The organism is Streptomyces sp. NPDC059785, from assembly GCF_042732375.1.
In the GTDB taxonomy this organism is placed as follows: Bacteria; Actinomycetota; Actinomycetes; order Streptomycetales; family Streptomycetaceae; genus Streptomyces.
On the sequence record NZ_JBHWHV010000076.1, the window covers coordinates 1 to 22,741 of the forward strand.

The 22,741-nt window shown below is 70.3% G+C and carries 17 protein-coding genes and 1 pseudogene; 5 read left to right on the forward strand and 13 right to left on the reverse strand.

The features are described from left to right. Positions 1 to 68: 68 nt before the first annotated feature. Positions 69 to 674 (forward strand): hypothetical protein, encoded by a 606-nt coding sequence (locus ACFV6E_RS37500; RefSeq protein WP_385467839.1) that lies wholly within the window; start codon positions 69 to 71, stop codon positions 672 to 674. Here ACFV6E_RS37500 and ACFV6E_RS37505 read toward each other — a convergent pair. The 3 genes from ACFV6E_RS37505 to ACFV6E_RS37515 all read right to left on the reverse strand — a co-directional run bounded on the left by ACFV6E_RS37505 (position 669) and on the right by ACFV6E_RS37515 (position 1,850). Continuing rightward, on the reverse strand, positions 669 to 878 hold the full coding sequence (locus ACFV6E_RS37505) for a hypothetical protein (RefSeq protein ID WP_385467842.1): 210 nt from the start codon (positions 876 to 878) through the stop codon (positions 669 to 671). The genes ACFV6E_RS37500 and ACFV6E_RS37505 overlap by 6 nt on opposite strands. 3 nt (positions 879 to 881) lie before the next feature. After that, complete coding sequence (locus ACFV6E_RS37510) at positions 882 to 1,409, reverse strand: hypothetical protein (protein ID WP_385467845.1); 528 nt, start codon at positions 1,407 to 1,409, stop codon at positions 882 to 884. A 261-nt stretch (positions 1,410 to 1,670) separates the two neighbouring features. Beyond that, positions 1,671 to 1,850, reverse strand: coding sequence for a hypothetical protein (locus tag ACFV6E_RS37515; protein ID WP_385467848.1), 180 nt, complete (start codon positions 1,848 to 1,850; stop codon positions 1,671 to 1,673). A gap of 184 nt (positions 1,851 to 2,034) precedes the next feature. Between ACFV6E_RS37515 and ACFV6E_RS37520 the strand changes: the two genes are divergently transcribed. Both ACFV6E_RS37520 and ACFV6E_RS37525 read left to right on the forward strand, forming a co-directional pair. Then, positions 2,035 to 5,838: a hypothetical protein gene (locus tag ACFV6E_RS37520; RefSeq protein ID WP_385467851.1), complete on the forward strand. Its 3,804-nt coding sequence runs from the start codon at positions 2,035 to 2,037 to the stop codon at positions 5,836 to 5,838. Then, positions 5,839 to 6,933 (forward strand): HEAT repeat domain-containing protein, encoded by a 1,095-nt coding sequence (locus ACFV6E_RS37525; protein ID WP_385174691.1) that lies wholly within the window; start codon positions 5,839 to 5,841, stop codon positions 6,931 to 6,933. It abuts the gene before it with no gap. Positions 6,934 to 7,236: 303 nt separating this feature from the next. Here ACFV6E_RS37525 and ACFV6E_RS37530 read toward each other — a convergent pair. Continuing rightward, a pseudogene (locus ACFV6E_RS37530) lies at positions 7,237 to 7,560 on the reverse strand (sugar nucleotide-binding protein); the annotation flags it as partial. Between the two features lie 444 nt (positions 7,561 to 8,004). Between ACFV6E_RS37530 and ACFV6E_RS37535 the strand changes: the two are divergent. After that, a complete protein-coding gene (locus ACFV6E_RS37535) occupies positions 8,005 to 8,817 on the forward strand; it encodes an HD domain-containing protein (RefSeq protein WP_385467853.1) in 813 nt (270 codons plus the stop codon). Between the two features lie 1,053 nt (positions 8,818 to 9,870). Here ACFV6E_RS37535 and ACFV6E_RS37540 read toward each other — a convergent pair. The 9 genes from ACFV6E_RS37540 to dnaK form a co-directional block, all read right to left on the reverse strand. Next, the gene (locus tag ACFV6E_RS37540) at positions 9,871 to 10,881 is read right to left on the reverse strand and encodes an aldo/keto reductase (protein WP_385467856.1); all 1,011 of its coding nucleotides are present in this window, start codon (positions 10,879 to 10,881) and stop codon (positions 9,871 to 9,873) included. A gap of 617 nt (positions 10,882 to 11,498) precedes the next feature. Beyond that, positions 11,499 to 13,313, reverse strand: coding sequence for an FAD-dependent oxidoreductase (locus ACFV6E_RS37545; RefSeq protein WP_385467859.1), 1,815 nt, complete (start codon positions 13,311 to 13,313; stop codon positions 11,499 to 11,501). Next, entirely contained in the window at positions 13,313 to 13,576 is a 264-nt protein-coding gene (locus tag ACFV6E_RS37550; protein ID WP_385467862.1) for a UBP-type zinc finger domain-containing protein, read from the reverse strand. The genes ACFV6E_RS37545 and ACFV6E_RS37550 overlap by 1 nt, the downstream gene beginning before the upstream one ends. A 5-nt stretch (positions 13,577 to 13,581) precedes the next feature. Beyond that, positions 13,582 to 14,028, reverse strand: a complete 447-nt coding sequence (gene trxA, locus ACFV6E_RS37555) for a thioredoxin (RefSeq protein WP_385174677.1) — start codon at positions 14,026 to 14,028, stop codon at positions 13,582 to 13,584. Next, positions 14,025 to 16,664 (reverse strand): ATP-dependent chaperone ClpB, encoded by a 2,640-nt coding sequence (gene clpB / locus ACFV6E_RS37560; RefSeq protein ID WP_385467865.1) that lies wholly within the window; start codon positions 16,662 to 16,664, stop codon positions 14,025 to 14,027. Before clpB ends, trxA begins: the two co-directional genes overlap by 4 nt. After that, the gene (locus ACFV6E_RS37565; protein WP_385174672.1) at positions 16,655 to 17,062 is read right to left on the reverse strand and encodes a chaperone modulator CbpM; all 408 of its coding nucleotides are present in this window, start codon (positions 17,060 to 17,062) and stop codon (positions 16,655 to 16,657) included. The genes clpB and ACFV6E_RS37565 overlap by 10 nt, the downstream gene beginning before the upstream one ends. Continuing rightward, a complete protein-coding gene (locus tag ACFV6E_RS37570; protein ID WP_385467868.1) occupies positions 17,059 to 18,012 on the reverse strand; it encodes a DnaJ C-terminal domain-containing protein in 954 nt (317 codons plus the stop codon). The genes ACFV6E_RS37565 and ACFV6E_RS37570 overlap by 4 nt, the downstream gene beginning before the upstream one ends. A gap of 6 nt (positions 18,013 to 18,018) precedes the next feature. Next, the gene (locus tag ACFV6E_RS37575) at positions 18,019 to 18,627 is read right to left on the reverse strand and encodes a nucleotide exchange factor GrpE (protein ID WP_385174667.1); all 609 of its coding nucleotides are present in this window, start codon (positions 18,625 to 18,627) and stop codon (positions 18,019 to 18,021) included. Between the two features lie 8 nt (positions 18,628 to 18,635). Continuing rightward, positions 18,636 to 20,528 (reverse strand): molecular chaperone DnaK, encoded by a 1,893-nt coding sequence (gene dnaK / locus ACFV6E_RS37580; protein ID WP_385467871.1) that lies wholly within the window; start codon positions 20,526 to 20,528, stop codon positions 18,636 to 18,638. A gap of 278 nt (positions 20,529 to 20,806) precedes the next feature. Here dnaK and ACFV6E_RS37585 point away from each other — a divergent pair, with 278 nt between their 5' ends. Then, positions 20,807 to 22,588: a PucR family transcriptional regulator gene (locus ACFV6E_RS37585; protein WP_385467874.1), complete on the forward strand. Its 1,782-nt coding sequence runs from the start codon at positions 20,807 to 20,809 to the stop codon at positions 22,586 to 22,588. Positions 22,589 to 22,741 lie beyond the last annotated feature (153 nt).

The window sequence follows — 22,741 nt, forward strand, 5'->3', positions numbered from 1 at the left end:
CTTCGGCTACCTCACCCCGGCCGAGACCCGACGGCGACACCGACACGCCCTCGCGGCATAACCATCAAGTGTCCAAGATCACGGGGAAGCTTCACATGCCACACAAACGATGGGCCACGGATCGGCTGTCCGTCTCGTACTGCCAGTACTACCTCCAAGGTGACGATTTTCTTGACGCCTACGAGGACAGCGACACCGTGCAGCGGATCTTGGAGGGCAACAGCCTGGCGGCGGGTGGCCCGGAGCACCTCACCGTGTTCGCCGGTACGCACACCGGGTGGATCCGTCTGACCACGGAACAGCGTGCGGACATGCCTCCTCCCGTGGGGGATGACTGGGAGACGGCGGTGGATGTGAGCATCTACAGCAGCAGCGGCAGGCTGCGGCTGTTCCGGTGGGGCGGGGATGTGGTGGACGAAGCCGGCGACTTCGCAACGGCCGGGCCCGGCTGGTACCGGGTCCGTGTTCAGGCCAGAGGACGGGACGCGGGCCGATCCGGCGCGGGGGAAGACGCTGTGGAAGAGCACTCTCTGACCACCTGGCCAGCGCCTCCGGAACCGGATGTCGTGCACCGGGCCGATGACGACTTCGCCCGAGAGCATTTCAACCCCGAGCGTTCACCGGGCCTGCCGGTTGACCCGGACGACCCCGCTTCCTTCCTCGACCTGTCATGAGGAACTGCGGTTCATCCGTCGCGACTTCCGGTGATCAGGGTTGATTTCGCATTCCGCCTGGCTGGATGCGGGACAGAGGCGCTGGTGCTCCCGGGCGAGATGAAAGTCCCAGTACTCGTCGAGGCCGCCGTTGTCGTCCAGAGCCTGGAGTTTGAGGACGGCTTCGGCGCCCGGCAGGCCCCAGCGGGCGCCGTCGACGAGCACGCCTCAGGTCCAGGTGTGGCCGGGGTCAGGGGCTTCGGCCCGGTCGAAGGAGGCGGCGATCGAGTCCTCGGGCGGGTGGACGACCGATCCGGTCAGCCACTTCGCCGTGGCGGTCGGCCCCGGCCGGGGAGTCCTGGCGGGGCTGCGGCCGTCGGGCGGGGCGATGATGTCGTGCGGCCGGCGGGGTACCGGATCAGCATCGAAGACACAGGCCAGGGTGGCCATCCGTTGGCGGTGCGGTTTCTCGCCCGGGGCGAGCCGGGTGCGCATCGCCCGCCGGGCGGCCCGGTGCGCCCTGAGGGTGGCGGGCCGCAGCGCTTCGGGCCGCATCACGATGCCCTTCCCGTCGACCTGCAGGACCAGGAGCGTGTCGGCGGTCGCCGGTAGCGGGATGTGCTGGCGGTAGAAAGCGTCAATGTCCCGGGCAGCCTGCATGACGAGGTGTTCGGCCTGGCGCTTGCCGAAGACTCCCTCGCAGCGGCGGTCGATCGCCGCCTCGGCCTGGTCATAGGAGTTGCGGACGGCCTTCATGGCGGCGAGCCGACGCAGACCGTGGGAGTGCCGGCCCGCGGGCAGGGACAGCGAGGCGTCCGCGGGACGGATGCTGCTCAGCCCTTTCTGCCGCCAGGCGCACCGGTTACGGTGCCGAACACGCAGGCCGGCTCGCGGTGATGGCCCGTCTCGCGATAGGGACGGACCAGCCCGTCCGCCCCCGAAAGGCGGTTCGTCGGCGGTGACGCTTCCAGGGACGGAGAGGTGACGGCCCCTCCACGCCCGTGTGGGCACACTGCGTCAGGGGCCCGGGGGCACCGAGCCCCTGTCGTCACCGACATGCTGGGGGTGGTCCCGCCCGATGCCAGCGCCGAAGACTTTCGCGGTGCGGCCGGCAGTGTCGACGGTGATGTCCGCGCCGACGAAGCGGCGGCCGGAGACACCCGGTGGCGCACCGTCCACGGCAGCTCCCTTGTCCACGGCAGCCTCCTTGTCCACGGCAGCTCCCTCGAACGCGCTGGTGACGGCCGCCCTGGCGGGCGGTGGCATACCGGCGAGCGGTCCGGCGAGCGGTGGCATCCCGGCGATCGGCCCGGCCGGCCGTGGCGTACCCGCACCGGCTGCTCCGCCTGCGCCGGGTCGCTTCCCGCCTGCCGTGCAGGACATGTTCGGCAACAGCGCCGTGGCGGCGGCCGGCCGCCGGGAGGCAGGCGCCGCCCCGGCGACGGCCGCCGTACAGCCGGCGCAGGAGACGCAGGCGGCGCCGACGGCCCCCGACGGCGGGCCGGAGGTGCGGGCGCGGCCCGGTCCGAAGGCGGATCCGAAGTTCGCGGCGCTGAAGGAGGACGTCGGGCGGAAGAAGACTGCGTTGGCGGCGTCGCATCCGCCGCCGCGGACCGAGGCGAGTGCCGCGCAGGACGCCGCGCTGCCGCCCGCGGACGACGCCGAGGCGCAGGGCAAGACCGCCAACGCGCAGGAGATGAACGAGGCCGAGCCGAAGGAGTTCGACAAGGACGCGTTCATCCGGGCGGTGGAGAAGGCGATCGCCGACAAGGCGCCCAAGAACCTGGACGAGGCGGACAAGTTCGCCGGCTCCGGCAAGGCCGACGAGGTCCGCGCCGAGGTGCACGGCAAGGTCGGTGAGGGCAAGGCGGCCTCCGCCGAGCAGATCGCCACCACCACCAACGCCCCGCCCAACACCGCCGCCGCCGTGCCCAAGAAGGTCGTCCCGATGACCGCGGACCGGCCGCCCGGCACCCCGGGGGCACCGAATGCCGCCCAGGCCGTGCCCGACCGGCTCCCCGCCTCGGCCACCGACCTGTCCGCCGGGCCCGCCGGCCTCAAACGCCGGATGGACGGCGCGAAAGTCACCGAAGTCCAGCTCCGGAACTCCAACGAACCCGCCTTCAAAAAGGCCCTGAGCGAGAAGAGGACCGCCGAACAGCATTCTGCGGCGGCCACCGGCCGGATGCGCGGGCACGAGCAGAAGGAACTCACCGCCGCCACCGCCCAGGCCAGACGCCTCGGCACCGCCGCGATGGGCGCGATGGGTGCGCAGCGGGTGCTGACCGGCCGCCACGTCGATACGGGCAAGGGCGGGGCGAAGGGCCGCGACGAGGACAAGCGGGCCACGGTCACCAAGCTCCTCCAGGGTGTCTTCGACACCATGCAGAAGGACGTCCAGGGCATCCTGGACGGGCTGGACAAGCTGGTCGACGACCAGTTCGGCCGGGGTGAGAAGGCCGCCCGGGACGCCTTCACCGCCGAGCACAAACGGAAGATGGAGGAGTACAAGGACCGCCGGTACTCGGGCTGGGCGGGCAAGGCACGCTGGGTGCGGGACCTGTTCGCCGGACTGCCCGCCGAGGCCGACACCATCTTCGAAACGGCCCGCACCAACTATGTGCGCCGGATGCGGCAGGTCATCTCCGACGTCGCCGACACCATCGGCGCCGAGCTGAACCGGGCCAAGCGGCGCATCGCCGAGGGCCGCACCCAGATGACCAACGCGGTGCAGAAGCTGCCCGCCGACCTGCGGGGCATCGGCCGGGAGGCGGCCGCGGAGTTCAGCGACAAGTTCGACGAACTCACCACGTCCGTGGACGACAAGGGCACCGAACTCGTCGACACCCTGGCCACCAAGTACACCGACGCCCTCACATCCGTGGACGACGAGATCGCCGCGGAGAAGGAGAAGAACAAGGGCCTGGTCGCCAAGGCCACCGACGCCATCAAGGGCGTCATCGGCACCATCATCGAGCTGAAGAACCTGCTGCTGGCGGTGCTGGCCAAGGCCGCCCAAGCGGTCCTGCTCATCCTGAAGGACCCGATCGGTTTCCTGAAGAACCTGGTCACCGCGGTCGGGGCGGGGCTGAAGCTGTTCCTCGCGCACATCGGCCGGCACCTGCAACAGGGCATCATGTCCTGGCTGCTGGGCAAGACCACCGAGGCCGGCCTCCAGCTGCCCGCCAGGTTCGACACCCAGGGCATCGTCACGATGCTCGCCTCACTGCTCGGACTGACCTGGCAGAACATCCGCGCCCGGATCGTGCGCAAGGTGCCGGGGACGGAGCCCGCCGTCACCGCGGCCGAGACCGCGGTCCCGCTGGTCGCCGACGTCCGCAAACGCGGCGTCGCCGGCATGTGGAACGACCTCAAGACCCGCGTCGGCGACCTGAAGAAGGACCTCCTCGACAAGGTCATCACATACGTCACCCCCACGATCGTCCAGGCCGGGATCATGTGGGTGCTCTCGCTGCTCAACCCCGCTTCCGCGTTCGTCCGCGCGGTCAAACTCATCATCGACATCGTCACGTTCGTCGTCACCCGGGCCCGCCAGATCGTCGAGTTCGTGGGCGCGGTCCTCGACGCGGTCATCGCCATCGCCCGCGGCGGCACCGGCGGCGTCCCCGCCCTGATCGAACGCGCCCTGGCCCGCTCCATCCCCGTCCTGCTCGGCTTCCTCGCCGCCCTCCTCGGCATCGGCGGCATCGCCGCCAAGATCAAACAGATCGTCCAGACCCTCAGCAAACCCGTGAACCGGGCCGTCGACTGGGTCATCGACAAAATCGTCGGCCTGGTCAAGAAGCTCGCGGCCAAGCTCAAAGCCAGACTCGACGCGCGGAAGAAGCAGAAGAAGCCGAAGAAGCCCCGGCGGGCGGCCGACCGCGACCGGCCCGGACGGCGCCGCGGACCAGGCCGACGCCGCGGGCGCAGGCGCCGTAGGGACGACGGGCGACGTCCCCGAAGGAGCGACGAAGACCGTAAACGCGATCGCCGGTCCCCGAAGCAGCAGCAGCGCGACCTCATGGCGGCGCTGCACGAGGCCGCGGCGCTGGCCAAGAAGCACGGCGACGAGGAAGAGGTGCGGCGCGGTCTGCCCGCGATCAAAGCCCGGCACCGGCTCACCGGCCTGGCCGTGACCGTGCGCGAACAGGGCGCGGACAAGGAGCTGTTCCACTTCGAGGCGACGGTCAACCCGCGTGCCACCTTCGACCAGCTCGCGGAGAACTGGTATCTGCACCACGCGATCGAGACCTACGGGGACAACCCGGCCCGGAAGCCTCCCATCGCCTTCGCCATCAGCGCCGAGATCGTCGACACCACGGGCCACCGGGCTCCGGCGCTGACGGCGACGCTGCGTCTGGGCGCCACCCAGGCCCGCAAGTACGCCGATCAATGGGTCAAGCAGGGCAAGCTGAACCGCTTGCCGGGGACCACGGCGTCGGGTGGCCACACGCTCTACAGCTTCGTACCGTGGCCGGTCACCGCGAACCTGGCCGCGCCGCTGCTCCACCCGGAGTACCCCAAGTGGATGTCCGGGGCTTCGAAGGTACCGATCCCGGACGCGGAGGCCCGGCGGCTGTGGTTCCTGATCATCGAGGGGCTCCGGGACTCAAGGCCCGGCAACTTCGACATCGTCGCGGACACCCTCATGGCGGGGATGACGGTACTGCCCGGCCAGGGGGCTCTGTGGTCGAAGGGCGAGGACCTCAGCGACTACGCCCGGAGCCTGGGGTACACGACCCTGGAGGCACAGGACTTCTACAAGATCACCCAGGGTCTGCGGCTGCACAACGACTGGGGCCGGGTCCGCCCCGTGTGGGTGGCGTTCTCAGAGCGCTACGCGCAGAAGCTCCGTCGCGACATCAATATCTTCGCGCGCCAGATCAGTCACGGTTCCGTGCTGGTCGACATCGAACTGCCCGCGGTGAAGGAGATCGAGCGGACTCTGAGGATCACCATCGAGCTGAAATTCCACGGCATGGCGTGGGGCGACGACTCGCGCCGCGTCCTGAGCGACCCTCTTCCGAAATACTGGCGGGAGCTGACCCCGGGCGGCGATGAACTGCCCGCGGGCGGACAGCAAGTGCTTTCCCAGTCCGAGGCCGACGCCGCCACCCGAATCGCCAGGCAGCGTTTCTCGGACAGCCAGGCCGCGAAGAAGAGGGCGAGAGGGATTCCGTAAATGGGGCATCGGCCCGAGCGTTCACCGCTGTTCGAGATGTTCCTGGCCGGGGTGCACACACCGGCCGGACTGTCCCGGGACCTGCTCGACGAGCTTCCCGGGAGCTGGGCGCTTTCGCGGCTCACCGGCGACGAGCGGACCGAGGCCGAGGACATCCTCATCGCCGGACTCGCCGAGAACGACGGCCGCGCCGCGACCGCGCTGGCCGACGCCGGGGCCGTGCGCGCGATCCCCGCGCTGATCGAGCGGACCACCCCCTCGGCGCCTCCCGTCATGCGGGTCTTCGCGGCGCGTGCCCTGCTGAGGCTGGGCGACCTCTCGGGCCGGGACGCGCTTCTCGACCTGCTGCGCAGCGGTGCCGGAAGCCACATCGACCGGTCCACCGCGGTCACCCTGCTGTCCCAATTCCCCGATACGGAGCGAGAGTTCACTCGGCCGGTCATCCTCGAAACCGCATTGCGCGACGCGAGTGGCCTGGTCCGCTCCCAGGCGATCTCCGCGCTGTTCAGCGTCCACGGCCTCGCCGGCGAGGAGATGGAGGGGAGCGAGCTGCTGGGCAGTATCCACAGTCGGCTGCTGTCGCCACTGGCCTCGCTCCGGGACGAGGCCGAGGCCGAACTGCGGGTGCTGCTGGACCGGATCGGGGCCGAGGGGACCCCGGGGCCCCAGCGGAGCGAGGAGGCCGAGGGGGCCGGGCCTCGGCAGCCGGATACGGATCTGATGTGGCGCCCCGACCCGCGGGCGGAACCGCTCCGGAGCCTCTTCGCCGCGGCCGAGCCGGACGAAGGCCCCGGCCGGGTGCCCGAGTACCCGCTGGAGGGGCTGGCCGGGCTGACCGGTCGCGAGCGTCGCGCGGCGGAGGACTTCCTGCTCGTCCGCCTGCCTTTCGACGACCGGGCGGTACGGGCGGTGGGCCGGCTCGGCGTGCGCCGGGCGGTCGAGCCGCTGCGCGAACTGCTGCGCACCACCGCCGCGGACGCCACCGTACGGGACGACGCCCTGGCCGCCCTGCGCGTCCTGACGGGGGACGACGGGACGGCCGCGGACACGGAGAATCAAGGGCGCCCGGAGGATCAGAGGCGTCAGGATGGCTGAGGGATCACTCAACACCGCGTACAGCCTGGGCGGATGACCGGTGTCCTGACCCGGGAGAGGCCGACCGGACGGGCAGCCGTGGTGGGCCGGGCGGGCAGGCCACCGGGGCAGCGTTGGGCGGGCGCGGGACCATGGTCACCGAGGGCCCGCCGGGAGGCCGTAGGGTGCCCGTCGATCCCCGGTCGCCGGGGATATGACACAGGCTCTGAGCTTGTTCTTCAGCCTCCGGCCGTCCTGGCTCTTCGGTACCTGATCAGTTCATGAACGGTGATTGTGGTCGTTTACATCGCTCTGAGGAGCTCCTCATGCGCCCAGGGGGAGGAACTGGCGGACGCCGCGCAACGTGGTGTGCAGCTGGTGCTGGGTTGTGTGACTGTCGAGGCGCACGTCGAGCGCCCCTGGAAGTTCGCTATCGGCCCGCAGCCCGACAGGAAGCCGCGAAACGTCGAGCCCGTCACACTTGGCGATGAGGATCCCGAGTTCATGACGGCTCATAGCGTCGGCTCCTGCCAGATGGTGAACCCCGTTCGCCTCGCCGGAGGCGAGTTCCAGCAGTGCCGCGGCCAGGTCGGCGACATGCACAGGACAGCGGATGTCATCGGTGAACAGGACACCGTTTCGGCTGCCGGCCCATCCACACATAGACCACGCCCCGAAGACTGAATGCGGGTGCCTGATCGCGCAAGGCGACGATGGTGGGGATGGATCCGGTATCGGTGGGGCTGCTGGCGGCGCTGGCCGGCGGGGCCGGCGGAGAAGTCGGCCGGCAGGCCTGGGCGGGGCTGAGTGCACTGGTGCGGCGCCCGTTCAGCCGGGACGGCGACGGGCAGACCCGGCGGCCAGTTCGAGGGAGGCGGAACTGATGCGCCTGGCCAGAAATCCTGATGACCAGGGCCAGGCGCAGGCGCTGAGCACCGCTCTGGCGGTGCGGGCCGCACCCATCACACCGGCCACGCCCACGAAGGCCTTCTGGCGATAACCAGGTGATACCCGTCATTTTCGCCACTGTCGGCTCGTCGGTGATCTTCATAGGCTCCTGGTGCCGATTCCCCCCTAGAGAAGGCAATTCCCATGTCTGACAAGAGCAATGACGATGTCACGACCCACGTCACCCGGCGCTCGGTGCTGCGGCGCAGCACCGGAGTCGCCGCGATCGGCGCGGCCTCCCTGCTCGCCTCCCCGATATCCGCTTCCCCCGCCGGCGCCGCACCGCTCGACGGCGCATCGGCTTCAGGAGGCGACGCGCTGCCGGGATCGGTGGCGGGAATCCGTATACCCGACAGCGCACTGGCACGGGAGACGGTGAGGTTCGCACGAGGCGTGTCCTCCGTGACGCTTTTCAACCACGTCATGCGGACGTACCTGTACAGCGCGCTGCTCTTCGACCGCCGCGGCGTCCGGTACGACTGTGAACTGGCGTTCGTCGCCGCGGTTCTGCACGACCTCGGGCTACTGGAGGCGTACCAGGTCCCGGCCGAGCGTTTCGAGGTCGGCGGCGCGGACGCCGCGGAGCGGTTCCTCAAGAAGCAGCACATGTCTGACGAACGGGTGGCGGTCGTTTGGGACGCGATCGCGCTGCACACGAACATGGGCATAGCAAGCCGGAAGAGGCCGGAGATCGCCATGGTCTCCGTCGGCTCGGCGGCCGATTTCGCCGGGCAGGACCTCCAGCAGATTCCGTCCGACGCCCTCGAGGAGATACTCGACGCGTTCCCCCGGGAGGGATTCAAGCAGGACGCCCTCGACAACATCCTCTCGATATGCCGCACGAATCCCATGTCCGTGGCGATGCACCCCTTCGCCGAGGTCGGCCGCCGACACATACCCGAGTTCCCGGTGCCCACCGTCGAAGACATGCTGCTCGCCGCGCCGTTCGAGGAGTGACGGGTCACCGCGTGTGACTCCCGCCCCACCGGGACGGGACCTTCTTCGACCCAGGCCGACCCCGTGCGTCCCTTCTGTGAGCCGCGTTGACTTACAGCCAGGCCGCACATGGGGGCGGGCCGACGCGGCCGCGATTGCCTGGCGTGGCCGCGTCGGCCCCGACGAGGTTCCGCGGGGTGCTCACGTGTTCCCGTCCGGAAGCGAGTTCGCCCGCCGCGATCAAGACACGAACCGGTCGACGCGTCCGGGCCGACCAGGATCGCCTTCGCCGGCCGTGCGCCGGCCTGTGGCGGTGTCAGGGATTCAGCCGTGTGACCGGTGGTGTGTCCGGGCACACGGCCGGACGCGTACTCCCCCGACGATCTCCGCCCCATCGGCGACGGCTGTGGTCCGCGTCCTGTCGGGACTACAAGTGGGCGTTTGGCCTGTAATGGAAACAAATGGGCCATCTGTGCGCCGCTTTTTTAAGAGCGTTGAGTTGTGTGGCGCACCCGTCATACGAATGGTCGTCCGAGCTGCCCTGAATGCCCGTCTCCCGGTTCCTCGCCTGTCTCATGCCACGATGCCGGCCCGCCGGGAACGCCGGGCCGACGTCCTCTTCGCGATGCCCCGCGACGGAACTTTCTACGAATCTCGGCCAGCCTCAGTTGCCTGACCATAAGCAGCCTCGCCACACACCGGGCAGTCACGCTCGTCGGCCGAGTCCATCACGACCGGGTGACCACAGAAGTCGCACGGACGCACGCCTTCGCCCGTCGACTCCCGAACAGGCACGTCATCACTCATGACAGCCACACCGCCACCCGGCCACCTTGACCGAAGGCATATGGGCACCTCCCGGCGGGCAGCGTCGTGCTTCGGTGCCCACCGGCACGTTCCGCTGCGCGTGGCCCTGCCGCCGGCCGCGGTGGCGGGCATCTGGGTCGCCGCGGCCGACAGGCAGCGCGCGGATCATGCAAGTGCGCGCCACCGCCCGCACCGCACTGCCGGGCCGGCCACACGGCGGTACGGGCCGGGGCGGGCACCTCGTCGACGGCCCGGTGCCGGCCCCAGCTACCGGGAGCCGGCCGCGGGGCGCGACGCGTAGAAGGACTCCTCCAGGTAGACGGCCGCGTGCGGCTGGTAGGGCTCCTGAAGGTAGGCGGCCTCGTCGTCGTCGAGTTCGACGTCCACCGCGGCGAGGGCGTCGGCCAACTGGGCCGGCTTGGTGACTCCGACGATGGGTGAGGTCACCGCCGGGTTGCGCATGACCCAGGCCAGGGCGACCTGCGCCGGGGACAGACCCCGCCTCCCCGCGATCTCGTGGACCCGCCCGGCCACTGCCTGGTCCTCGTCGCGGTAGAGGATTCCTGGGCCCGCATCGGTCCCGGCACGCGCCGTGGCCATGTCCCAGGCCCGGGTCAGCCTGCCCCGTGCCAGCGGGCTCCATGGGATCACGCCGATGCCCTGGTCGGCGCAGAGCGGGAGCATCTCGCGCTCCGCCTCCCGGTGGATGAGGTTGTAGTGGTCCTGCATCGACACGAACCGGGTCCAGCCGTTGAGGTCGGCCAGGTACAGGGCCTTGGCGAACTGCCAGGCGTACATGGAAGAGGCCCCGATGTAGCGGACCTTCCCCGACCTGACCGCGTCGTGCAGCGCCTCCAGGGTTTCCTCGATCGGAATGTCGTAGTCCCAGCGGTGAATCTGGTACAGGTCGATGTAGTCGGTCCCCAGCCGCTTCAAGGAGGCGTCCAGTTCGGCGAAGATCGCCTTGCGGGACAGCCCCGCCCCGTTCGGACCCGGGCGCATCCGCATCCAGACCTTGGTGGCCAGGACCACCTCCTCGCGCCGGGCGAAGTCTTTGACGGCCCGGCCGACGATCTCCTCGCTGCTGCCGGCGCTGTAGCCGTTGGCCGTGTCCAGGAAGTTGACGCCGGCCTCGAGGGCCTGCTTGATGATGTCCCGGCTGGCGTCCGCGCCCAGGGACCAGGGCTCGCCGCCCCGGTCCGGCTCGCCGAAACTCATGCAGCCAAGGGTGATGGCGGAGACGTCCAGTCCGGTCGTGCCCAGCTTGATGTATCGCATGCCGCCGAACCTAGGAGCTGGAGTGCGCTTCAGCGCAAACACACCCCGGCCCGCATCCCGCAGGCACAGAGCCCGCACCATCAGCTCCGCGCCGAACGCACGGGATACCGCCAAGCCCCCCCCCCGGCAGCACACCGCCCTCGCGAAACCGCCGCCACGACCGGTCAACGCCCGACCACCAAGAGACTCCGCCGGCCCGGGCAACGGCACCACGGCGCTCACGACGGCGGCTTTCTCGTAGGCGGTATGGATCAGGCCAAGGCGGCTGCGGCGGATGTCGATGCCATAGTGCGCAGCCGCCGCGGAGAGGAAGCCACCGCCAAAGTCGCCGTGTAGTGCAAAGGAATGGATCATCGTCCCTGCGCCAGCGGGGATGCTCCCCCACCGGCGAGGAAGTCCCGATGCGCTTTGACCGGTCAGGGAGCCTTGAGTCTGGCCGGTGGAGACACCGGCATCGCCATTGACCAGCGCACAGGCCGCCGACCGACAGCCGGACCACCGGGCGGCCGGCACGCGGCTCCCGGGCATGAAGTGCGGCGGCCCGGCGGCTGCTCACGCCCGCACGGGGTGTCCGTCCAGCAGGGCGTCGCCGGCGTGGCGCCGGACGGGCACCATTGTCATGCGAGCCATGCGGATTCCTTGTGACGTATGCGTGGGGAGACGTCCGAGTGGGCCGCGACAGCGGACGTGCCCGTGGTGCCGGGTACGGCCGAGTGCCCAAGGTGACGGTGCACGAAGTGGATGGCCATCGCGCCCTCCCCGGCCGCGGAGGCCACCCGCTTCACCGAGCCGCTGCGGACGTCCCCCACCGCGAACACCCCGGGCAGGCTGGCCTCCAGCGTCATGCACGAGCGCCCGCGGCCGTGCCACAACTCGGGGTAGTCGCAAGCTTCCTGGGCCTCCGGCCCGGTGAGGACGAAGCCGCGGGAGTCGAGGGCGACGGCGTCGGCGAGCCACTCGGTGTGGGGCTCGGCTCCGGTGAAGACGAACAGGCTTCGTACCGCGAGCCGGCGGTGCCCGCCCGTGCGGTTGTCGACCACGTCGAGCTCCTCAAGGACTTCCTGGCCGAACACTTCGGTGACCTCGGTGTGCAGCATGACCTCCACCCGTGGATGGCGCTCCACCTGGTCGACCAGGTAGCGGGACATGTTGGCCTCAAGACTGGCTCCTCGGACCAGCAGGTGCACCTGCGGGGCGTACCCGGCGAGGAACAGCACCGCCTGGCCCGCCGAGTTGCCTCCGCCGACGACGGCCACCGGGTCGCTGCCGCACTGCTGGGCCTCGTAGACGGTCGCCGAGTAGTGCACGCTCGTGCCCTCCAGGTGTTCGATGCCGGGCACCTGGAGCCGGCGGTAGTGGGCACCCACGGCCAGGACGACGGCGCGGGCGGCGATCTCGCTGCCGTCGGCGAACGTCACCTCGTAGTGGTCCTCGTCCTTCGGATGGAGACCGGTCGCCTCCAGCGGAAGGCTGATCCTGGCGCCGAACTTGTCGGCCTGGAGCACGGCGCGTTCGGTGAGTTCGGCGCCGGAGATGCCGGACGGGAAGCCTAGGAGATTCTCGATGCGGGACGACGTGCCGGCCTGGCCGCCGGTGGCCATCGCCTCCACCACCGTGGTGCTCAGGCCCTCGGAGGCGGCGTACACCGCGGCAGCGAGGCCGGCGGGCCCGGAGCCTACGATGAGGACGTCGCCGTGACGGTTTCCGGCGGGTAGGGACGGCAGGCCGATGAGCCGGGCCAGTTCCGCGTTGCTGGGGTTGCGCAACAAGGTGGTGTCCCGCCAGATGACGAGTGGTGTCTCCGCCGGGCCGACGCCGAAGCGGCGCAGCAGTTCCTCGGCCTCCTTGTCGGTCTCCAGGTCGATCCAGCGGTGCGGCAGCCGGTTGCGGACGGCGAACTCGCGCAGCCGTCTGGTGTCGGGCGAGTAGCGCGAGCCGATGATGCGGAAGCCGGCGCCCTGTCCGACGAGCAACGCGCGACGGCACAGACAGGCGCGCAGCACGGTGTCCCCGATGGTGGAGTCCTGGGACACCAGGTGGCGCAACTGGTCCAAGGAGACGACGAGGACCTCGCCCGGCTCTCTGGCGACAGCGGTGTAGAAAGCCACTTGTCCGTGCAGCAGGCCGAGTTCGCCGATGAAGCGACCAGGGCCGTGCACGCGCAGCACATGTTCCTGCGGAGTGCCGTAGTCCTCGAAGACGGCGACGGTACCGCTGAGGACGACGTAGAACGTCTCGCAGCGCTCCCCCTCCCGGATCAGCACGTCGTTCGGAGCCATGTTCCGGCGTTGCCCGTGCTCCGCCAGACGTGCTGTCTGCTCCTCCGTGAGGCGCGGGTAGGCGCCGTAGGTGTCAGGGGTCTCCCAGAAGGCGGCCTCGTCCGCTTTGTCCGGCACCGGTTCTTCGCCCGGCAGCGGCTGGTCGCCGGACATCAGACGTACGCCTCGTGGAGGTAGCACCAGCGCCAGTCCTCGCCGGGTTGGAACGACTGCACGATCGGATGGGCCTCGGCAGCCGCGTGCTTGCGCGCGTGTGTGTTCGGCGAGGAGTCGCAGCAGCCGACGTGCCCGCAGGTCAGGCAGAGCCTCAGGTGGACCCAGGGGGCGCCGAGCACCAGACACTCCTGACAGCCTTCTGGGGTCAGCGGCTGGACCGGCCGGACAAGCGCGAGGTGGGGGTCTGTGTGCAGGGTCATCCGGATCACCCTTTCCGGGTGGTGATCGACTGTTCCACCCATTGGCGCAGAGCGGGGGCGGGCGCCGCCCCCGCCTGCCGGGCGACTGTCTCGCCCTGGTCGAGAATCAGCAATGTCGGTACGGCCTGGACCGCGAAACGCTGCGACAGCCGCGGGTTGTTGTCGACGTCGACCTTGACGAGTTTGATGCGGCCGGCGAGATCGGTGGCGACCTTCTCCAGTGCGGGGCTGACCATGCGGCAGGGGCCGCACCAGGTGGCCCACAGGTCGACCACGACGGGGACGTCGGCCCGCTCGGCGACCTCGGTGAAGTCGTCGTCGCCCGCGTCCACCATCCACGGCAGGAGCTGCTTGCAGTGGCCGCATTTGGGGCGGCCCTCCGCGGCCGCGGGCACCCGGTTGGTGCGCCCGCAGTGGGGACATGTGACGGTCGTCGTCTGCATCGTGCTCATGCCGCCTGCGCTCCCTTGGCGTCCTCGGGCTGGTCGTAGGTGACCACCAGCTCTCCGTGTTCGGCGTCGACGCGGACCGTCCCGCCGTCCTGGACGTCACCGCGCAGCAGGGCGCGCCCGACCATCGTCTCGACCTCGTGGGAGATGTAGCGGCGCAGCGGGCGGGCCCCGTACACCGGGTCGTAGCCCTGGTGGGCGATCAGCTCCCGGGCCGCTTCGGTGAGCTCCACGGTGATGCGGCGTTCGGCGAGTCGGCGGCGCAGCTCGTCGAACTGCAACTCCACGATCCGCTCGATCTGGCGCTCACCGAGCGGCTTGAACAGCACGATGTCGTCGACGCGGTTGAGGAACTCCGGGCGGAAGTGCCCGCGCAGCTCGCCCATCACCAGGGCGCGGGCGTCGGGCTTGAGCTCGCCCTCGGTGGTGGCGCCGTCGAGGAGGTGCTCGGAGCCGATGTTGGACGTCATGATGATCACGGTGTTGCGGAAGTCGACGGTGCGGCCCTGGGAGTCGGTGATGCGGCCGTCGTCGAGGACCTGCAGCAGGGTGTTGAAGACATCGGTGTGTGCCTTCTCGATCTCGTCGAACAGCACGACCGAGTACGGTTTGCGGCGTACGGCCTCGGTGAGCTGGCCACCTTCCTCGTAGCCGACGTATCCGGGCGGTGCGCCCATGAGCCGGCTGACGGTGTGCCGCTCCTGGTACTCACTCATGTCGAGGCGGACCATGTTCTCCTCGGAGTCGAACAGGGCCGCCGCGAGGGTCTTGGCCAGCTCGGTCTTCCCGACGCCGGTGGGACCGAGGAAGATGAACGAGCCGATGGGGCGGCGCGGGTCGCGGATGCCGGAGCGGGCGCGGATGATGGCGTCGGCGACGAGTTCGACGGCCTCGTCCTGGCCGATCACGCGCTCGCGCAGGATTTCATCGAGGCGCAGCAGTTTCTCACGTTCGCCCTCCTGGAGACGGGCGACGGGGATGCCGGTCCAGGCTGCGACGATCTCGGCTATCTCCTCCTCGGTGACCACCTCGCGCAGCAGCCGGTCCTGCCCCTGTTTGACAGCCAGTTGCTCCTCCTCTGCCTTCAGCCGGCGCTCCAGGTCCTGGAGCCGGCCGTAGCGGAGTTCGGCGGCCCGGTTGAGGTCGTAGGCGCGTTCGGCCTCCTCCGCCTCGTGACGGACCTGCTCGAGTTCCTGGCGCAGTTCCTGTACGCGGCGGATGGCCTGCCGCTCGGCCTCCCACTGGGCGTGTTTGGCGTCGGCCTCGCCGCGCAGGTCGGCCAGTTCCCTGCGCAGCTCCTCCAGACGGGCTTTGCTGGCGGCGTCGGTCTCCTTGGACAGGGCCGCCTCCTCGATCTCCAGGCGGGTGACGCGGCGGGTGATCTCGTCGAGTTCGGCGGGCATCGAGTCGATCTCGGTACGCAGCCGGGCGCACGCCTCGTCGACGAGGTCGATGGCCTTGTCGGGCAGGAACCGGTCGGTGATGTAGCGGTGGCTGAGGGTGGCCGCGGAGACCAGTGCCGTGTCCTGGATCTTCACGCCGTGGAAAACCTCCAGACGTTCGCGCAGTCCGCGCAGGATGGAGATGGTGTCCTCCACGCTCGGCTCGTCGACCAGCACCTGCTGGAAGCGGCGTTCGAGGGCGGCGTCCTTCTCGATGTGCTTGCGGAACTCGTCGAGGGTGGTGGCGCCGATCAGGTGAAGTTCGCCGCGGGCGAGCATCGGTTTGAGCATGTTGCCCGCGTCCATGGCCCCTTCGGCGGCACCCGCGCCCACGACGGTGTGGAGTTCGTCGATGAAGAGCAGGATGCGCCCCTGGGCGGCCTTCACCTCGGACAGCACGGCCTTGAGGCGTTCCTCGAACTCGCCGCGGTACTTGGCGCCGGCGACGAGAGAGCCCATGTCGAGAGCGAACACCGTCTTGTCGCGCAGGCCCTCGGGGACGTCGCCGCGAACGATGCGCTGGGCCAGGCCCTCGACGATGGCGGTCTTGCCGACGCCGGGATCGCCGATGAGGACGGGGTTGTTCTTGGTCTTGCGGCTGAGGATCTGGGTGACGCGGCGGATCTCCGCATCACGGCCGATGACCGGGTCGAGGCGCCCGGACCGGGCCTCGAGGACCAGGTCGCGGCCGTACTTCTCCAGAGCCTCGTAGGCCACTTCGGGGTTGGCGGAGGTGACGCGCTGGTTGCCGCGGATCTGGGTGAGCGCGCTCAGGAACGAGTCCCGGGTCACACCGTGTTCCTTGAGCAGGCGTCCGGCGGCGGTCGCCGGCCCCTCCTCGGCCAGGGCGAGCAGGAGGTGCTCCACGGACACGTACTCGTCCTTGAGGCGTTTGGCCTCCCGCTCGGCGGCGTCGAGCAGCCGGGACAGCCGCTGGGTGACGAAGACCTGGCCGGGTGCCGCGCCGGGACCGGTGACCTTCGGGCGGCGGGAGAGTTCCTCGCGCACGGTCGCGCGCAGCTCCGCCGGGTCGGTGCCGGCCTGTTGCAGCAACCGCGGGATCAGACCGTCCTCCTGATCGAGAAGCGCGAGCAGCAGGTGTTCCCCGTCGACCTCGGTGTGCCCCATGCCGACGGCCGCGCTCTGGGCCTCCTGGAGGGCTTCCTGTGACTTCTGGGTGAGACGGTTCATGTCCATGGGGGTGTTTCACTCCTCGTGCCGCGGCCGCGCAGGGCGGCTTCGAGCAGGCTGATGCGGTCGAGCAGGTCGAGCACCAGGCCGATGGATGCGTAGTTGAGGCAGAGCCCGGTGCGCAGCCGCTGGATGCGGGCGAGAACCGCCGGGGCCGTGGGGTCGAACACCAGTCGCCCCGCGGAGTCGCGTTCGGCGTCGACCAGGCCGAGGGCGACGAACCGGCGGATCAGATCGGGGTGGAGGCCCGAGCGAAGGGCCACGGCGGCCAGGGAGAGCCTGGGGACGGGCACGAGCGCGTACCGGACTGCCGTCGCGGCGGTGATGTCGGCGCCCGTTCGTACCGGACGGGCGCCCTTGCCGGCCCGGCCGATGCCTCCCGCTCCCGCGGGTCGGTCGTTCATCGCGTCCTCCTGGGGTCGAACGAGGAAGTGGCGGCAAGTTCCTCGAACAGTTCGCGCTCCCGGTCGCCGAGGACGGGAGGCACCATGATGCGGAGTTCGGCGTACAGGTCGCCGTTCGCGCCCCGCGGGTTCGGCATGCCCTCGCCGCGCAGCCGCAGCCGCCGGCCGCTGGACGAGCCCGCGGGCACCGTGACCTTCGCCGTGCCGCCGCCGGGTGTGGGCACCGGTACGGTCGCACCCAGGGCCGCCTCCCACGGGGCGACCGGGACCTGGACGTGCACGTCACGGCCGTCCAGCCGGAACCGGGGGTGGGGCTGGATACGCGCCCGCAGGTACAGGTCGCCCGCGGCCGCGTCACCACTGCCCTGGCCGCCCTCGCCCGCCAGCCGGATGCGCTGCCCGTCGGTGACACCTGGCGGCACGTCGACCTCGTACCGCCGCGGCTGCCCGGCGGGGCCGGCGAGTGTGACGGTGCGACGGCCGCCCCGGTAGGCCTCCTCCACGGTGAGCGGCAGTTCGGCCTCCTGGTCCGCTCCGGGGACGCCGCCCCGGGCGGCACCGGTTCCGAACATGGAGCCGAGCAGGTCCTCGATGTCGATGCCCTCCGCTGCGAAGTCGTCGCCGAAGCCGGTGGTGTAACGGACGCGGGGGCCGCCCGCGCCCGCGGTCCGCCGACCGCGGAAGCCGCCGCCCGATCCGGCCGCGACCCGTTCGTCGAAGTCCTCGGGGATCTTGCGGAAGTCCTCGCCGAAGCGGTCGTAGCGGGCCCGGGTCTTGGGATCGGACAGAACGCTGTATGCCTCGTTGAGGTCCTTGAAGTGCTCCTCCGCCCCGGGGTCCTTGTTGACGTCCGGGTGGTACTTACGGGCGAGTTTGCGATATGCCTGCTGGATCTCGTCCTGGCTCGCGGTCCGCGGCACACCCAGCACCTCGTAGAAGTCGCGTGCCATCACCGGTCACTCCCGCTTGGCGACGGTCACGGCGGCCGGCCTGAGCTGCCGCTCACCGTCCCCGTAGCCGGGGCGCAGCACCTCGACGACCGTGCCCGGTGGGGCGTCGGGGTCCTGGACGACACCGACCACCTCGTGCCGGGCCGGGTCGAAGGCGACACCGCTCTCCGCGTGCCGCGGGTAGCCGAGCAGATCGAGGACGTTGACCGCCTGGTCGCGTACGGCCCGGACGCCCTCCACGATCGCATCCGGATCGGCGCCGGCATGGGTCAGGGCGAGTTCGAGGTTGTCGAGGACGGGCAGGAAGGCGGCGGCCGTGCGGGACCGCTCGACCGCCCGCTCGCGCTCCAGTTCCCTGGCGTGACGCTTGCGAAGGTTGTCGAGGTCGGCGAGCGCGCGCCGCCAGCGGTCCTCCAGTTCCTGGATCGCGGTCGTGTACTCGTCCTCGGCAGGCGCGGGGCCGGCGGCGTCGGGCCCCGCTTCGCCGCTCGCCGCTTCGGGCGGGGGCGGGCCCGGTCGGGGCGCATCCCCGTGGGGAGCGGGTCCGGCGCCTTCCGGGGCCCGGGCGCCCGGATCGGACGCAGGCCGGTCGGGTTCCTGGGGGTGGATGGGCATGGCGCGCCTCAGCCCTTGTCGAACTCGGCGTCGATGACATCATCGTCACCGTCGCTCGTGGGACCGCCGGTGGCGGTGTCCTGGCCGGGACCGCCGTCCGTGGCGGCGCCCTGATGGGCCGTCAGCCCGGCGAGTACCTGCTGGAGTTCGGAGGTCAGAGGCCGCACGCGCTCCACACCCGCCTCCTCCTCGACCGCCGCCCGGGCGTCGGACACGAGCATCTCCGCACGTGCCTTCTCGTGCGCGGGCGCCGCGTCTCCCAGTTCGGCGAGACGCTTCTCGACCTGGTACGCGACGGCGTCGAGTTCGTTGCGGGCGTCGACGGCCTCGCGGAGTGCCTGGTCCTGGCCCCGGTTGCGTTCGGCCTCCTGAACCATGCGTTCGACCTCACCGCGGTCCAGATTGGAGCTCTCGCTGATGGTGATGCCTTGTTCCTTGCCGGTGTCCTTGTCCCGTGCGGTGACGTTGAGGATGCCGTTGGCGTCGATGTCGAAGGTGACTTCGATCTGCGCTTCGCCTCGCGGCGCCGGCCGGATGTCCGTGAGCTGGAACCGGCCAAGGACCCGGTTGTCGGCGGCCCGCTCGCGCTCGCCCTGGAGGACCACCACATCGACGGCCGGCTGGTTGTCCTCGGCGGTGGAGAAGGTCTCGCTGCGGCGCACCGGAATGGTGGTGTTCCGCTCGATGATCTTCGTCATCACTCCGCCGCGCGTCTCCACGCCCAGCGACAAGGGTGTCACGTCGAGCAGCAGGACGTCCTTGACCTCGCCCTTGAGCACCCCGGCCTGGATCGCGGCGCCCAGGGCCACGACCTCGTCGGGGTTGACGCTCATGTTGGGGTCCTTGCCGCCGGTCAGCCGGCGGACCAGAGTCTGGACGGCGGGAATGCGGGTGGAACCGCCGACGAGGATGACCTCGTCGATGTCGCTCTCGCCGACCTTCGCGTCGGCCATCGCCTGCTGCACCGGTCCGAGGCAGCGCTCCACCAGGTCGCTGGTTATCTGCTCGAAGGTGGACCGCATGATCGAGTCGGTGAGGTGCTTGGGGCCCGAGGCGTCGGCGGTGATGAATGGCAGGCTGACCTGCGTCTGCGTCACAGAACTGAGCTCGGTCTTGGCCTTCTCCGCCGCCTCGAACAGTCGTTGCAGCGCCTGCGGGTCCTTGCGCAGGTCGATGCCGTTCTCCTTCTGGAAGTCGTCCGCGAGGTAGTCCACCAGACGCCGGTCGAAGTCGTCGCCGCCCAGGTGGCTGTCACCGGCGGTGGAGCGCACCTCCACCACGCCGTCGCCGACGTCGAGGATGCTCACGTCGAAGGTGCCGCCGCCCAGGTCGAAGACGAGGACGGTCTCGTGCTCCTTCTTGTCCATGCCGTACGCGAGGGCGGCCGCCGTCGGCTCGTTGATGATCCGCAGCACCTCCAGTCCGGCGATCCGTCCGGCGTCCTTGGTGGCGGTGCGCTGAGCGTCGTTGAAGTAGGCGGGCACCGTGATGACCGCCTCCGTGACCCGCTCCCCCAGCTGCTTGGACGCGTCGTCGGCCAGTTTGCGCAGCACCTGTGCGCTGATCTCCTCAGGCGCGTACAGCTTGTCGCGCACTTTGAAACGGGCCGCCCCGCCGTCGCCCTCGACGACGTCGTACGCCACCGCCCTGGCCTCGTCGGAAATCTCGTCGAAGTGCCGGCCGATGAACCGCTTGGCCGAGTAGATGGTGCCCTTGGGGTTGAGGATCGCCTGGCGCCGGGCCAGCTGGCCCACCAGACGTTCCCCGGTGTCGGTGAAGGCCACCACGGACGGCGTCGTGCGGTTGCCCTCGCTGTTGGGCACGACGGACGGCTCGCCGCCCTCCCACACAGCGATCACCGAGTTGGTGGTGCCCAGGTCGATGCCCACTGCCTTGGCCATGAGGAATTCCTCCCGGTACAGCGATTGCGTCGACTCTCCGGAGCACGTTCGGTCAGACAGAAGTGGACTTGCACAATGTCCCACCGGTGTGCACGGAGGGTCTCGAGCACGTCCCAGGGTGACGAACCGGGCGGCTCCACGCCTGCACCTGGCAAGTCAGGAATACACGGGTCCGATCACCCCACGAGGACGAGAGAGAGAACCCGCACATATCGGGTAGCCCGCCCGGGAGCGGGTACGCGAGAAAGCCGTTAACCTCCGCAGGACGGAGTGATCCCATGGCCGGCAGTCGGGCGTACGGCCCGTACCACCACTTCTCCGACCGGAAGGGCAGCCTGCCGCGGGCCGGCGCCGAGCGGCACCCCAGGGCCGCGCACAGCGGGCCCCGCCTGCCCGCTCGGCCCCCGGCCGACCATGCCCTGCACGAACTGGCCGCGCTCTCCCGTGCCCAGTTCGATGCTCCGGACGAAGGCGAGATCCTGCGCCTGGCCATGGACCACATGGCCGCCGCGGGGCCGTACAGAGCCGAGGCCGGATACCTCGAGGTGGCCGGCGACCTGGTCCCCAGCCCGGGGAACAGGCAGCCGCATGCCTCGGCCGTGAACCGAAGGGTGCGGGAGCTGGCCGGGCAGGACGGCATCGTGACCGTAGCCGGCAGGCCCTGGGGCCGGGCCCTGGGGCTCCGCGGACCTGGGGCCCTCCACGGCTACCTCGTGGTCACCTCCCGCTCCCGGCCCACCAGGATCGAGCAATCCCTGCTCGCCATGCTCGTCCGGCACACCGCTGCCGCGTTGTCGGTCGCCTCCGCACACCGCCGCCGACGCGAGGACGCGCTGGAGGCGCGCCGGCTGAGGGAGGAACGCACAGCCCTCCAGCACAAGCTGATCTCCGTGAGGGCCGAGCTGGGCTACGAGCGAGCCGTTCACGCTCTCATGGCCGACGTCGCCGCCTCGGGCGGCGGCGAGGAAGCTGTCACCCGTGCACTGCACGGACTCACAGGACTTCCCGCGCTGGTCGAGGACCGCTTCGGCCGACTGAGGTCCTGGACCGGTCCCGGCCGCCCCGTCCCCTATCCCGAACCGGACCCCGTACGCCAGGAAGACATGCTGCACGCCGCCGCCAAAGAGGCAGGGCCGGTACGGATAAGGGATCGGCTGCTCACCCTCGTCCGCCCGCACGGCGAGATCCTGGGCGTGCTGGCCCTGGTCGACACCCGGGACGAGGCCGACGAGCACACCGTCCTCGCGCTCGGACACGCCGCCACGTCGCTCGCCCTGGAGCTGACGCACCTGCGCAATCTGGCCGAAGTGGAGCTGAGGCTGCACCGCGAGCTGGCCGACGACCTCCTGGCCGGGACGGACGAGCCGAGCGCCTACGCCCGGTCCGAGGCAGTCGGACACGACCTGCACGGCAGCCACTACATAGTCGTGGTGCGGTGGTCGGACCGGACAGCGGACGATTCCTTCGCGCAGACCGTGGGCCGGGCGGCCGCTGCGGTGGGCATGCGCTCGCTGCTGGCCCGCCGCTCCGACCATGTCGCCCTCATCACCAGCGACAGGCCGCACGCCCGCGCGTTGTACGAGGCGCTCGCCCGGGAGAGCGGGACACGGGCCGGGACGATCGGAGTGAGCGCCCCTTGCGACTCCGTGGACGACATCCCCCAGCACTACCTGGAGGCGCAGCGTGCCCTGGACGTGCGCCGCCGCTCCCGCGAGCGCTACGGCACGTCGTTCTTCGACGAGCTCGGTCTCTACCGCATCCTGGGCCCCGGCAGCGGTCAGCGGGAACTGGAGACGTTCGTCCAGGAGTGGCTCGGGCAGCTCATCGACTACGACTTGCGGCACCACGCGACCATGGTGGAGACCCTGTCCCGGTACTTCGACTGCGGCGGCAACTACGACGAGACCGCCGACTCCCTCACGATCCACCGCAGCACGCTGCGCTATCGGCTCCAGCGCATCCGCAACATCAGCGGCCACGACCTGACGAACGTCGAGGACCGGCTGAACCTCCAGGTGGCGACCCGAGTGTGGAAGATCGTGCTGGGTGGACCGGGCTGATGCCTCACTTCGGCTCTTGCGCGAGCGGTGTCAGTGGAAGTCGGGCAGGCTGCCCTGTTGCACCTCGAGGGCACTGTCCGCCACAAGCCGGAATGCCGCATGGCGACGCGCGCGACGATGCGCCCGCAGCCGGCTGACCGGTACACAGCCCCT

Bases quoted from the DNA above. Each gene is read 5' to 3' on its own strand.
- ACFV6E_RS37520 (WP_385467851.1), top strand. From the start codon at position 2,035: ATGTTCGGCAACAGCGCCGTGGCGGCGGCCGGCCGCCGGGAGGCAGGC.
- clpB (WP_385467865.1), bottom strand. From the start codon at position 16,664: ATGGACATGAACCGTCTCACCCAGAAGTCACAGGAAGCCCTCCAGGAG.
- ACFV6E_RS37525 (WP_385174691.1), top strand. From the start codon at position 5,839: ATGGGGCATCGGCCCGAGCGTTCACCGCTGTTCGAGATGTTCCTGGCC.
- ACFV6E_RS37510 (WP_385467845.1), bottom strand. From the start codon at position 1,409: ATGAAGGCCGTCCGCAACTCCTATGACCAGGCCGAGGCGGCGATCGAC.
- ACFV6E_RS37540 (WP_385467856.1), bottom strand. From the start codon at position 10,881: ATGCGATACATCAAGCTGGGCACGACCGGACTGGACGTCTCCGCCATC.
- dnaK (WP_385467871.1), bottom strand. From the start codon at position 20,528: ATGGCCAAGGCAGTGGGCATCGACCTGGGCACCACCAACTCGGTGATC.
- ACFV6E_RS37565 (WP_385174672.1), bottom strand. From the start codon at position 17,062: ATGAACGACCGACCCGCGGGAGCGGGAGGCATCGGCCGGGCCGGCAAG.
- ACFV6E_RS37585 (WP_385467874.1), top strand. From the start codon at position 20,807: ATGGCCGGCAGTCGGGCGTACGGCCCGTACCACCACTTCTCCGACCGG.
- trxA (WP_385174677.1), bottom strand. From the start codon at position 14,028: ATGAGCACGATGCAGACGACGACCGTCACATGTCCCCACTGCGGGCGC.
- ACFV6E_RS37550 (WP_385467862.1), bottom strand. From the start codon at position 13,576: ATGACCCTGCACACAGACCCCCACCTCGCGCTTGTCCGGCCGGTCCAG.
- ACFV6E_RS37545 (WP_385467859.1), bottom strand. From the start codon at position 13,313: ATGTCCGGCGACCAGCCGCTGCCGGGCGAAGAACCGGTGCCGGACAAA.
- ACFV6E_RS37570 (WP_385467868.1), bottom strand. From the start codon at position 18,012: ATGGCACGCGACTTCTACGAGGTGCTGGGTGTGCCGCGGACCGCGAGC.
- ACFV6E_RS37535 (WP_385467853.1), top strand. From the start codon at position 8,005: ATGTCTGACAAGAGCAATGACGATGTCACGACCCACGTCACCCGGCGC.
- ACFV6E_RS37575 (WP_385174667.1), bottom strand. From the start codon at position 18,627: ATGCCCATCCACCCCCAGGAACCCGACCGGCCTGCGTCCGATCCGGGC.